The sequence below is a fragment of the Kosakonia radicincitans DSM 16656 genome (assembly GCF_000280495.2).
Lineage (GTDB): Bacteria > Pseudomonadota > Gammaproteobacteria > Enterobacterales > Enterobacteriaceae > Kosakonia > Kosakonia radicincitans.
The window spans coordinates 2654405-2667096 of sequence record NZ_CP018016.1 but is presented as its reverse complement, the minus strand read 5'-3'; the positions used below and the strand labels follow the sequence as shown (position 1 = coordinate 2667096).

Sequence of the window (12692 nt, the reverse complement as noted above, 5' to 3'; positions counted from 1 at the left end):
TGGCTAACGTTTAGATAACTTCCGCTAAGGCGATTTCCGGAACACAAACATTACCCTCGAATAATTTACGAGTCGTTCTGATTACAGCAGCACGGGTATTTTCTATTTTATTTCCGCACTTTAATAAAGAAACTGTGATCTTGCCGCTCGGATGCTCAATGTTAACAATATTGGTAAATGCATCTTTGGGTTGGTCGCTAATGATTTTCTGCGCAACGGAACCTTCGATTATCGTTGCAGTAGAAATACCAATAGAGCCAGTAATAGCAAGTGATTTATGGCAATTATGCGGCATGAAATAGCGAACCTTGATCGTACCACCTGCCGTGGGTTTGCTAAGAAGGACGGGTTTAGGAATAACTTTGTTGGTTACATCGCCAAAGCCCATCGCCTCACCTGCTTTGAGACGGATTTTTTCGAGACGTTGCATAAACGCCAGATCAGAATCCAGATCAGCCGGTGATTCACTGCCGGTTTTATCCATCTGATGTGCATCGATTAAGATCATCGGCATTGCCATATCAATGCATGTGACTTCAACACCATCAAACACATCCGTTATATTACCGGTCGGAAGCAACTTACCGGTTTTGCAGCCTGCGGAATTCAGGAACGTCAAACCGACAGGAGCAGCAGTACCCGGCACGCCATCAATCTGCGTATCTCCCTCGTAACTCACCCGGTAATCAGGTGTCTGCACTTCGGCATCAACGAATGTTCCCGTGTTGAGATTGCGGATACGTACTGTTGTTACCGGATTTTTAGGCGCAACCAGTCCCTTTTCAATGGCAAAGGGGCCAACGGCACATAACATATTTCCACAGTTTGGCGTTGTATCCACTCGCCGCTCTTTCACCATGACCTGCGCGAAAAGATAGTCAATGTCCGCATCGGGGCTATCCGAAGGGCTCACAATCGCCACTTTACTGGTTTGTGGGCTCCCCCCACCGATACCATCAATTTCCAGTTCATGGCCAGCCCCCATCAGAGACAACAGAACCGCGTCTCGCTCCTGAACGTCGACGGGTAAGTCACTCGCCAGAATAACCGGTCCCTTAGACGTGCCACCACGCATCAATACGCAAGGTATGTTGAACATAGGTTTTCTCTTCCCACATGTTGAATGATGTAGTAAGCGTCCCATAAGCGGATAAATAACTCTAATGTCAAAAAACGAAGGATTGATGCGTTTTACACATTAATCAGCCTTCGGCTAAGATGGCTAAATGACAGGGCAACCAGAAGGTTTGAAAAATGCAGCATGAATTACAGGGCGTTCAAGCTTTTGTTAAAATTGCAGAAATTGGATGTTTTACAAGAGCGTCACAGTTTTTACACATCTCTCAGCCAGCATTAACAAGACGAATAAAAAAACTTGAAGAAAGTTTGGGCACAACGTTATTTGAGCGTTCGACCCGGCGAGTAAAACTTACCGCAGTAGGAAGAGACTTCCTGCCTAAGGCAAAGAATCTCTTAGATTTTTATGAAAGCTCGATACTCAGTATCAAAGAAATGGCGACGCATCAGACAGGCGTGATTACGCTATCCTGTTTACCCACTGCTGCCTTCTATTTCTTGCCCGCCGTTATTCGTGATTACAACGAACATTACCCAAATATTCGCATCCGCATACTTGAGCATAGTGCCAACGACTGCCTCGAAGCTGTGCTTAACGGCGATGCAGATTTTGGAATAAATATGATAAATATCACACACCCGTATATTGAGTTTACCCCGCTGGTCAATGAGCCTTTCGTTCTCGCCTGTAAACGAGACCACGAACTGGCAAAAAAATCACTTGTGATGTGGGAAGATCTTGCCGGACTCAGGCTGATTGGCGTCCGTAAATCGAGTGGCAACCGGCTGCTGATTGATCAGGCGCTGGAAGGATTTGACTGGCGACCAAACTGGTTTTACGAGGTAAGGCATCTTTCCACCTCTCTTGGGATGGTTGAGGCCGGTTTAGGTGTGGCCGTTGTTCCCAGCCTGGCAATGCCGACAGATGAGCATCATGTTCTGGTGAGTCGGCCGCTTATTGAGCCGGTTATCCGCAGAACCCTTGGATTAGTCGTCAGAAGGGGAAATTCTTTGAGCCCTGCGGCGGAAAAATTTCGCGAAATGTTGATGAAGCTATGGTCCCAGGATAACACCAGCCCCTGGATTGGAAAATTTAACAATTAGCCATAGCAATTAATCAACATGGACGAAACCGTTTTTTCACGCGACATCTTATTTTCATCAAACGCCGATACACTTAATGAGAATAATTTGCTGAGCTTTGTTGAGGCATATGCCATTGCTAACAGAGTGAGTTAACTATGCTAAAGGCCGGAAATATGTCTCTTCGTTCCCTGAGGGCGCTGTGCCTGACGAGTTTTTTTATTGCTGATGTCCGCGATGGTCTCGGCCCTTTTCTGGGGATATTTCTCACCCAGCGCCACTGGCAACCGGATGATATCGGCTTGCTGATGACGCTGGGCGGAGTGGCAGGATTATTGGCGACGCTCCCGGCAGGATTTATCACCGACACGTCCAAAAACAAACGCACTCTGCTGGCGCTGCTCTGCATAATGATTACCGCAAGTACGCTTTTGCTCTGGTTCAGCCAGCAAAACAGCGTCGTCGCGCTTTCGCAAATGGTCAGCGGAATATGCGCGGCTTTTGTCGGCCCCCTGATCACGGGGATTACGCTGGGTCTGACAGGACAACGCGGCTTTAATGCGCAAATGGGTAAAAATGAGGCATTCAATCACGCCGGAAATTTCTTTACCGCACTGATTGCCGGAGGCATTGCCTGGTACTGGGGCGTCGGTGGTATTTTCCTGTTGATGGCCTGTACGACCGTGTTAACGCTGTGTGCGCTGCTGGCTATTCGCAGTCAAGATATCGATAACGATGCGGCGCGAGGTATCCAGTCCTCTGTTCCCCAACCGCTGCCGGGGCTCTCGGTACTCACCCAAAACCGGGCACTTTTGATTACCGGATTGACTCTGATGCTGTTTCATCTGGCCAATGCCGCACTGTTACCCATGCTCAGCATGCGCGTCGCCGCCGCACCAGGCGCCATGAATCCCGGTTTATATGCTGCCGCCACGGTGATTATTTCTCAGGCGGTGATGATTCCGGTGGCCATCTGGGTTGCCCGGCGAATCGATAAGTACGGTTACTGGCGATTAATTATGCTGGCGTTGCTCATAATGCCTCTGCGGGCTGCGCTGGCAGCAACCTCAGCTGCCCCGCTGATGATGGTGCCAGTGCAAATACTGGATGGCGCGGCTGCGGGTATCCTCGGCGTGGTGGTGCCAGGTTTTATTGTGGCGTTGCTGTGCAATAGCGGGCACGTCAACGCCGGGCAAAGTGTGGTGATGCTAATGCAGGGAGTGGGTGCGTCAATGAGCCCGGCATTAACAGGGATGATTGCCGGTAATTACTCATTTGCCACGGCGTTCAGCGTGCTGAGCGCCATTGCGCTTGTGGCGCTGCTTATCTGGTGGCGATATGCGAACGTACTTATTGAGCATGCATCCGCACGGGCATTAAAGGTGGGGGCGGACTGAGCCACATGGCTTTCAGATGAGCCGCCGCAATCTACTCTTTTATACTCTTGCTCATGTTGATTCCTGTCACGCCAAAACCGATGGCCTCATATACGTGCCGGGCGCGATCGTTGTCGCCAGCAACGCGAAGCCGGATCTGTTCAACGCCCTTACACCGCATCTCATGCTCAAACGTCCGCAGAGCAAGTTTACCCAAACCTTGCCCCTGCAAGGCGTTGAAAATATGAAAATCGTAGATGAAAACGGTACGCATGGCATTATCGGGTTTATACCAGAGATAGCCGACATGCTTCTCCGTGTTGTCTGATTTGGCAACCAGACACAGCAAAACCTGGCCTGGTGTATTTACTCCCTCCGGAAGATCTTCCGCAATCTCCTGCTTTGCTCTTGCCAGTGAGTCTTCAGCAGAAAGACGGTAGTTTGACGCAATTTCCCGCGCATAATCCGTAATGAAATATTCCAGATAACCAGGATATTCATCCTCGCGCATTGGGCGAAATTCAATCATTCGTGTTCCTTTATTTTGGTGTGTATTCTGCAATAAATAATGGCGTTTATTGTTTTTATCTGACTGTATAGCAAGGATAAATTGTCTCTGTGGCTCTGTCAGCATAAAACACATACTCATGTTGATCTTTATGGCACGTGCTCGTGTTGAATATCTTGCTCAGTGAAAATGCGCTGCCCATTTTGGCGGGCGGAGATGGGTGTTACTGGGCTACGTGGTTTACATCCCCTGACATCTGCACAGAGTTTGCTGCGATCTGCAGCAAACTCTTTTTCATCCGCGACAGGATTTAATTCAACGCGTCCAGCGCAATAATCCCCTGCCCGGTTTTTATCCAGCGCGGCGCTTTCAGGCGCTCAGCAAAAAACATCACCAGATCCAGCAGCAAATCCCCCATCACGCGGGACTGATCAATGGACAGCGAACCATTAATCAGCAACCGCGTTAGTTCCTCGCAATAGCGGCACAGCGCATCGCTTTCCGGTGCGAACTCCGGAATATAGGGTAAAAACTCGACGGTCAGTGATTCAGTTAAATGCGCAGGGATCGGTTCGTGTAATGTTGTGCGTAATAAATTAAGGCAGGAAGAGAGTTTGCCGCAGAGCGCCAGTTTTTCCGCCGGTTCATGCGTTTCCACCAGCACTTCGGCAAATCGCTCACAGTTATCGGCCAGTTCGGTGAAATCGGTTGAACAGGAAAAAGGAAGCGCTAACAGAGAATGAATGTTGTTGGGAGTTGTAGCCATAAGGCAGCCTCACTAAGTGTGTTTTTGACATCGATCGTCACTAAGTTTTATCAGGAGGCTAACCCCGACACCTGATTTTGCAGGTGCGGCAAAAAGATACGACGGGCAGACACATGCCGCAATGGGTATTACTGGGAAGTACTTCTCAGAAAATGAAGAAAATATATGAAACATCATATGGAGTTTCTGGAAAACAACTAATCAGAAGTGACAGATGTAAGACCGTTGTGAGAGAGGAGCGGAAGTTCATAATTGATCCTGAAGGTGCAACTTAAAGTGCGGTGTGTTACTCAACGGGAACAGGTCACATCCGCTTTGGGTGCCGAGGGACTAGGCGCGACAAGCGGAAGGTCTGCTACGAGTTGTGAGTTCAACCGATGGATGCAACACATTGGTTAAAACGCTCTGCGGGTGATTCAAAGTCCAGCGTTTTTCTCGGCCTTTCGTTGAGCTGTCTGGCAACACTGTTAAGTCTTTGCTGGCTGTGAACCGATAAGTCAGTTCCTTTTGGAAAATACTGCCTGAGCAATCTGTTCGTATTTTCATTGGAGCCGCGTTGCCAGGGGGATTGAGGATCGCAGAAGTAAACCTGAATATCTGTGGCTACAGTAAACCGGGTGTGGCTGGTCATTTCAGCGCCCCGGTCCCATGTTAATGTTTTATAAAGCTCAGCAGGTAATTCCCGGGCTTGTCTGATGAGTGCAGATATAACCGTTATGGTCTTGTTGTCCCTGATCTTGGCCAGCATAACAAAACGGGAATGACGTTCTACAAGGGTGACGATACAGGAGTTTTTCGAGCCCTGGATCAGGTCACCTTCCCAGTGCCCTGGTATGGCTCTGTCAGCGGCTTCAGGTGGCCTTTCGCTGATAGAGATTGTATCCGGGATTGACCCTAAACCTTTCCCTTTAAGCGATGATGTTCTGGATCGACGCACGACTCTTCCGCTTCTGAGGCATTGCTGCAGTTCTTTTTTAATGCACCCCGGGTTTGTATAAAAAGCGTTTTATAAATTGTTTCGTGTGACACATGCATTTCCTGATTATCGGGATAACAGCGTTTTAGCCAACCGGCGATTTGTTCCGGCGACCAGTCCTGATGCATCTTCTCTGCGATGATTTTACACAAAGTGGGGCTTTCGATTAGCTTGCAGGGTTTTGGTCTCAGGGCACTTTCCCATGCAGTGGCATCCGCTTTTGCTGCACGATATTGTTTTGCACCTCCGTGCCTATTGATCTCGCGACTAATCGTTGAGGGAGCTCTTGATAATTTGGCAGCGATGTCCCTGATGCTGCGTTTTGCTACCAGCCCTCTGGATATCTCCTCTCTTTCATCAAGCGAAAGCGCTAACGGGTGCCGCTTTCGGACAGGGGGACGGTATCCACCAGTCTGGTGGATAGTGGGCATGATAGAAGAATGATATCTGTCGAACATTCTGGCGATATCATGCAGGGAATCACCTTGCTTATATCTGTCCTGGATAATCGCTTTCTGTTCTGGCGTGTAGTAAATGCGCGTTCTTCGTTTCATGGCAACGTCCCCCTTCGATTAAGGATAGCGTTGCATCGACCCGTTGAACTCACAGTGAGGAGAAGACGACTATTCAACATGCCATCGATAATGGCAAACAGATTCCATCTAAATTTTAATGTTAATTATTTGAATGGATTCGCATTTATATTCCAACCTTTGCCTTCCGTGTTACAAAGTAAAACCTCGCAATCTGGTAAGTTTTTTTTGATTTCATTACATATAATATTTGCACTTTCCAGTGGAAATCCATGAATGCTGCCTATATATATTTCCTTTATACTATCCTTCGCTATATTATTAATTTCCTGCCTACGTTCTTCTTGACATGCTCTAGTTATATTTCTCACAACCCGTACTTCCTCTTCATACGACCAATCCGCTGATTTATACAAAAATATCCTTTGCAGTGCCTCTAAATATTTAGAATCAAAATGAGTTATCATTCCTTCAATGATATCTATATTTTCTGAATCATTGAATCTCGAAGTGGGTTTGGTTGATGTGTAAATTACACTACCGAACTTTGCGGGGATTATATTATTTCCTTCCTTGTTTAGACCTGCCGTATCAACGTCAATTCCTATGACTAATCCACCGTGAGTCATATTCTTTTCTCCAAGATTAATATATTTACTACTCCCCCGTCTTTTTCCCCGTGCGTAATGTGCCCACATTAAGGGATTTAGTGGTGTTCTTGATAATGAAAGAACCCCATAACACATACTTAACTTATGAAGATTTGATCGATTATTTCTATGTAAATAATCATGATCATCAGTCTCATAAAACGAAGATGTTATTTCAAATGGATCATTAAGGTTATAAGGATGCGTGAATTTTACTGAAGGATTTCTTACAATTTTCATCCCAGTGCATAAATCGACATATTTATACAGTATCATTCAAAACTCTCCTCAATTTCTTAGAATTTTAGATTTTCAATTAACTGTATAAGAAATTAATCGGATTCTGCCTAGTTTTCAACTTATTGCCATAAATTTCCTGCAGTATCTTTATGGCTTTTTTCTGTTAAATATAAAAAAACTTCGCTAAGGTTCGCTTTTGTCACATAGCAGCTTCTTAGTTTATATAACCGCAGCGACATTGTTCCCTCACTTTACGGTAGTGAACGGGGGGTTACGCACGTAAACATTTATTCATTGCCCAACAGTAAAAGTGAAGCGGCGGCTGGCATGATACTGGCGGTGATTCGCCCGGTTAGCGGCTGGATACGCCGCCACACGTAACAGACAGTGCAGCGGCAATTGCGCGTTGATAGCCGGATGGCGGCGTGGCCTTATCAGGCCTGCGGATTTAACCGCCATTGAGATGAATGGCGGCGCTGGTTTCAATATATTCGGCAGTGATCGGCCTGACGCAGAGCAGAATTCACCTGCCCCGGCCAACATCTTACCCGTGCATCACCACACTGCTTTCCACCGGTATGCGCGGCATCCGGGTATTGGCAGCAACGGCGCTTTTATCGGCATAACCAAACGAGATGCCAAACAGCAGACGATATTCGTCGGAAACGCCCAGCTCGGCGCGGATCATATCGGCGTGAAAACCGAGCATCGTTTGCGGAATACCGGCAAAACCGCGCGCAGTCAGTGACAGCAGAAAACTTTGCGCGTACATGCCGATGTCCGACGCAACGCGGATGTTATCGCCAAAAGACGGCATAAACAGAAACGCGGCGTGCGGCGCATTAAAGAACTGGTAGTTACGCAGGTAGGCTTCTTTGCGGCGAACCTTATCGTCGCGGTCAATGCCGATAGCCTCGTAGTAAAGCCGCGCCTGTTCGTATGCGCGTTCAATATAGTCGCCGTGGAAATCCTCATAAGAAAAAGTGAAATCCGGCGTCTGCAGCCCTTCCAGGTCGTTAGCCGTCATCATTTTCGCCAGCCGATCTTTGGTCTCGCCGGAAACCACATGCACGTGCCACGGCTGCGTGTTGCAGTTCGACGGTGAGTATTGCGCATCCTGCAATACCGCGCGGATCTGCTCATCAGTCAGCGGTGTGGGTAAAAATGCGCGAACGGACGAACGCGAACGGACGGTTTCATCGAATGCTAAAACAGGGTTATTCATCATACTCTCCGGTGATTATCGTTCTCACAGGTTAGCGATGAACTCTGTGCGTAAAAACACTACAATGCGCTATGGACCATTGCGGATTACGCAAAGATGAAATCACTTAGCCAGATTAGCGCCCGTTCGATGCACCTGTTTCTTGCCATTGTGCGCGAAGGGAATTTGTCCGAAGTGGCGCGGAACGAAGGGATTGCCGCCTCATCGCTTTCCCGCGTTGTTCAGCAACTGGAACAGGCGCTGGAAACGCAACTGCTGTATCGCAACACCCGCGCGGTGACGGCCACCGATGCCGGTCATATCTATGCCGAAGCCTTTCGCGTCATGCTCCAGCAGCTTGCCGATGCGCAAACGCAGGTGGGCGAACGGCGCAACGAACCCGGTGGACGCATTCGCATTAACGCCCCAACTTCCTTCGGTTTACGGCATATCGGCCCACACATCAGCGAACTGAGTGCGCGTTACCCGGCGCTGTACATTGAGCTGAACCTGAATGATGACTATATCGATCCGTTTGCCGACGGCACGGATCTGCTGCTGCGCATCGCCTCGCTGAAAGATTCAGAACTGCATGGCCGCTTGATCGCCAGCCAGCGCTGTCATCTGGTGGCAACGCCCGCCTATCTTCGCCGTCACGGGCGGCCAGAATCACCGGAAGCGCTACAACATCACCAGTTACTGGCTTATCGCGGAAAAACCGGGCTGCAGCGTTGGCGCTTTCAGCAGGGCGATCGGCAGTATCAGTTTTTCCCGCAGGCAAAAATCGTTTCTGACAATGCCGAATTGTTACTCCAGGCGGCAAGAAATGACGCCGGAATCCTGCTTTATCCGGACTGGCAGATAGGCGAGATGCTGAATCGCGGTGAACTGGTCGATTTAATGGCGGAATTTTCGCCAACCTATTCCGCCGAAGCGCAATCGCTTTATTTGCTCTATCCAGGCGGGAAATACCCGTCGCTCAATACCCGCGTGGTGATCGATTTCTTACTGGCGAGTTTCGGTTCGCCGCCCTACTGGCGCTATCTGCCGTCATCTTCCAGGAATATTCCAGAAGGTTAATGGCTCCATAAAATCTTCACTTTTTTGGCGTGAAATCAGCGCCACGCAATAGCGCGTGTAAGGACGTAATATGAAAAAGATTGCACTGATGTCTGCCATTCTGGCCGTGAGCTTCTCTTCAATGGTATTTGCTGACGATCGTCCGCCGGTACCGCAGGATCAATACCCAACCGGCGAACACCATAAAGGTGATAAGAAGCCGTCGCGCGAAGCGCCGCCGCCGAAACACAAGGGCGATAAAGCGCCGCGTCATGATGAAAAACATAACGACAAGCACAAAGACGAGCACGGTAAAAAACCGCCGCTGCCGGAAGATAACCGCTAAAAAAACGGGTGGCTTAGCCACCCGTTTTGCTATCTGTTTTTCGGTAACGTCTTCAGCAAATCATCCGGGCTGATGGACGCCACCACGCTGCCGGAGAGCGGCATCTTCAGGATGTGGTTTTTAATTTTCCCAATCACATGCATTTCGCACGGACGGCAATCAAATTTCAGCGTCAGCACTTCATCACCGTGCACCAGTTGCATCGGCGTGGCGCGCCAGCTTTTGATATTGCCTTTCGCCTGTTTCGGGCACAGGTTGAAGGCAAAACGCAGGCAGTGCTTGGTGATCATCACCGGTACGTCGCCCTTCTCTTCGTGCGCTTCAAAAGCGGCATCGATCAGCTGTACGCCGTAGCGATGGTAAAATTCACGCGCTTTATGGTTATAAACGTTGGCAAGGAATGAAAGATGCGTTTCCGGGTAGACCGGCGGCGGCGTGGCTACCGCTTTACGGCTGCCGCGCTGGTAGTTAGCCAGACGCGCCTCTTCCAGCATCTCCACCGCTTCACGGCGTAACTGGTTAAGCTGGCTGTTGGGCACAAACAGCGCGCCAGGCAGATTGACCTGAACCTCTTTGGCGTAGTAGCGAGTTTGCCCCAGCTTCATCAGGCCATCTTTCAGATTATCCAGCGCTTTTTGCGCGTTGTTGGCTTCGTCGAATTGCCCTTCCAGCGTATGCGTTACCGACACGCCATCTTCGCTGGTCAGCGTTAACACCAGTTGCTCCTGCCAGCCGCCCAGCTCAATATCCACCGCGACACGGCGTTCACTGGAAGTTTTCAGCAACGCCTGCTGCCAGTTGTGATCGAGGTTGCGGTTCAGCGGATGATGCGGACGCAGGGTTTTCAGCACGTCCGGCATTTCGTTCGGGAACACGCGATAACGATTTTCGGCGGTTTTCTCCGCCACGTTGACGCGAAAACCGACCACTTCACGTTTCACCAGCACGTTCAGGCCATCACCGTTCGCCAGCGGCTCGGTAACTTCAACATCGAGATGATCTTTGCCCACTTTCAGCACTTCACCGACCGGCAGGCCGATAAATTTCGGTGAATCGAAGGCGCCAATATCGCCTTTGCGCGCATTAACAAAGTAGTCGGTGCTGCCACGATGGAACGTTTTGTCCGTCGAGGGAATAAAGAAGTGCTCGGTACGCCCGGCGGAAGCGCGCGCGAGGTCGCCACGATCTTCAATAATCGCATCGAGCATCTGGCGGTAATGCGCGGTGATGTTTTTCACGTAGCTCATGTCTTTGTAGCGCCCTTCAATCTTGAAAGAGCGCACGCCTGCGTCGATCAACGCCGCCAGGTTGGCGGTCTGATCATTATCTTTCATCGACAGCAGGTGTTTTTCATAGGCCACTACGCGTCCCTGATCGTCTTTCAGGGTGTACGGCAGACGACAGGCCTGCGAGCAGTCGCCACGGTTGGCGCTGCGCCCGGTTTGTGCATGGGAAATGTTGCACTGTCCTGAATACGCTACGCACAGCGCGCCGTGAATAAAGAACTCGATGGTGGAGTCCGTCGCGTTGTGAATGGCGCGGATCTGCTCAAGGTTGAGTTCACGCGCCAGAACGATCTGGCTGAAACCCACATCAGAAAGGAATTTGGCTTTTTCCACGCTACGGATATCGCACTGGGTGCTGGCGTGCAGCTCAATTGGCGGAATATCCAGCTCAAGAATGCCCATATCCTGCACAATCAGCGCATCAACACCCGCCTGGTAGAGTTCGCCTATCAGGCGCTGCGCCGGTTCCAGTTCGTCATCGTGAAGGATGGTGTTCAGGGTGATAAACACTTTCGCACCGTAGCGATGGGCGAACGGCACCAGCTCAGCGATATCCTGCAGGCTGTTACCGGCATTGTGGCGAGCGCCAAAACCCGGCCCGCCAATGTAGACGGCGTCCGCGCCGTGCAGGATAGCCTCACGGGCAATGGCGGCATCGCGGGCCGGGCTTAACAGTTCAAGATGATGGGGTTGCAGGCGCATACAATCGTCGTTATCCATTATGTACAAAATGGCGGCTATTGTAGTCACAACCGGGGCGTTTCACCACCTGCCGCAGGGGGAATTTGCGCCAGCTGGTAATGCAATGTCGAAATTGCTATTTCCGCTGCGTTTCGCTTAACAGTAAGGTGGTGACTCGGACATTCCTCGTCACGTTGTTAACCCGTCATACTTCAGGTTGCAGGAGGCTGCTCCCCGAATTATTCAGGGTTGTCTGATTCGTTAATCGTCGTCGTTTTTGCCGCAGGTTTGCTTGCGGCTTTTTCTTTTGGGTAATGGATAAGCGAGTGGAAATGCGTTGTTTGCGCCGTACTGTTACGGTAGGCATGCGCTTCATCCCCGGCAAAACGCAGGCCGCTGCCCGCCGCGATGGTTCGCCACTGCCCGTTAATGCACATATCCAGCACTCCGCTAATCACAATCACATGCTCGATAACTCCGGCTTCGTGCGGCGTGGATTCGCTGAGAGCACCAGGCGCGAGATTAATCGAGAAGAGATCAAAGTGCAGCTTCTCGTCCCACGGGAAAATTGGCGTGACCACCATCGCCTGCTGCTGCGGATCGTAGGCCCGCGGCGTTTCCTCTTCCGGCGGCGCAATAAAAGTGGAGAAAGGAACATTCAGGCCGGTGGCGATTTTCCATAACGTCGAGACGGTCGGACTGGATTCGTTGCGTTCTATCTGCCCGAGCATCGCTTTGGAAACGCCCGTCTCCTCTGCCAGGCGGGAAAGGCTCCAGCCGCGTCCCTGACGCAGGCTTTTCAGCGTAGTTGCCAGATAAACGGTGAGATCCATTATTCCTCCTGCTTACTTGTACGCTATAGCGCACGATGCTAAATTATCCGAATGCTATAACGCACAAGGAGCGC

General features: G+C 50.1%; 11 protein-coding genes and 1 pseudogene. 4 read left to right on the top strand and 8 right to left on the bottom strand.

Features of this window, described 5'->3' with window-relative positions:
• Positions 1-10: 10 nt before the first annotated feature.
• Positions 11-1099, bottom strand: coding sequence for a 4-oxalomesaconate tautomerase (locus Y71_RS12910; protein ID WP_035942264.1), 1089 nt, complete (start codon positions 1097-1099; stop codon positions 11-13).
• 155 nt (positions 1100-1254) lie between these two features.
• On the opposite strand from Y71_RS12910, the gene Y71_RS12905 reads away from it, so the two are divergent.
• Together Y71_RS12905 and Y71_RS12900 are read left to right on the top strand one after the other, a co-directional pair.
• Positions 1255-2181, top strand: a complete 927-nt coding sequence (locus Y71_RS12905; protein ID WP_007372051.1) for a LysR family transcriptional regulator — start codon at positions 1255-1257, stop codon at positions 2179-2181.
• 155 nt (positions 2182-2336) lie between these two features.
• A complete protein-coding gene (locus Y71_RS12900) occupies positions 2337-3557 on the top strand; it encodes an MFS transporter (RefSeq protein WP_007372049.1) in 1221 nt (406 codons plus the stop codon).
• Positions 3558-3588: 31 nt separating this feature from the next.
• Here the strand turns inward: Y71_RS12900 and Y71_RS12895 are convergent, their stop codons facing one another.
• The 5 genes and pseudogenes from Y71_RS12895 to Y71_RS12870 all read right to left on the bottom strand — a co-directional run bounded on the left by Y71_RS12895 (position 3589) and on the right by Y71_RS12870 (position 8434).
• Positions 3589-4065 carry a GNAT family N-acetyltransferase gene (locus Y71_RS12895; RefSeq protein ID WP_007372048.1) on the bottom strand — a complete coding sequence of 159 codons (477 nt, stop codon included), beginning with the start codon at positions 4063-4065 and terminating at the stop codon, positions 3589-3591.
• 289 nt (positions 4066-4354) lie between these two features.
• A complete protein-coding gene (locus Y71_RS12890) occupies positions 4355-4810 on the bottom strand; it encodes a hypothetical protein (protein ID WP_007372047.1) in 456 nt (151 codons plus the stop codon).
• Between the two features lie 370 nt (positions 4811-5180).
• A pseudogene (locus tag Y71_RS12885) lies at positions 5181-6340 on the bottom strand (IS30 family transposase).
• Positions 6341-6465: 125 nt separating this feature from the next.
• Positions 6466-7245, bottom strand: a complete 780-nt coding sequence (locus tag Y71_RS12880) for a DUF2971 domain-containing protein (RefSeq protein WP_081120761.1) — start codon at positions 7243-7245, stop codon at positions 6466-6468.
• A 508-nt stretch (positions 7246-7753) separates the two neighbouring features.
• The gene (locus tag Y71_RS12870; RefSeq protein ID WP_007372042.1) at positions 7754-8434 is read right to left on the bottom strand and encodes a nitroreductase; all 681 of its coding nucleotides are present in this window, start codon (positions 8432-8434) and stop codon (positions 7754-7756) included.
• A gap of 96 nt (positions 8435-8530) precedes the next feature.
• On the opposite strand from Y71_RS12870, the gene Y71_RS12865 reads away from it, so the two are divergent.
• Together Y71_RS12865 and Y71_RS12860 are read left to right on the top strand one after the other, a co-directional pair.
• Complete coding sequence (locus tag Y71_RS12865; RefSeq protein ID WP_007372041.1) at positions 8531-9493, top strand: LysR family transcriptional regulator; 963 nt, start codon at positions 8531-8533, stop codon at positions 9491-9493.
• 70 nt (positions 9494-9563) lie between these two features.
• A complete protein-coding gene (locus Y71_RS12860; protein WP_007372039.1) occupies positions 9564-9818 on the top strand; it encodes a hypothetical protein in 255 nt (84 codons plus the stop codon).
• 29 nt (positions 9819-9847) lie between these two features.
• Here the strand turns inward: Y71_RS12860 and Y71_RS12855 are convergent, their stop codons facing one another.
• Together Y71_RS12855 and Y71_RS12850 are read right to left on the bottom strand one after the other, a co-directional pair.
• Positions 9848-11806: a peptidase U32 family protein gene (locus Y71_RS12855; RefSeq protein WP_007372038.1), complete on the bottom strand. Its 1959-nt coding sequence runs from the start codon at positions 11804-11806 to the stop codon at positions 9848-9850.
• 218 nt (positions 11807-12024) lie between these two features.
• Entirely contained in the window at positions 12025-12618 is a 594-nt protein-coding gene (locus Y71_RS12850) for a helix-turn-helix domain-containing protein (protein WP_007372036.1), read from the bottom strand.
• Positions 12619-12692 lie beyond the last annotated feature (74 nt).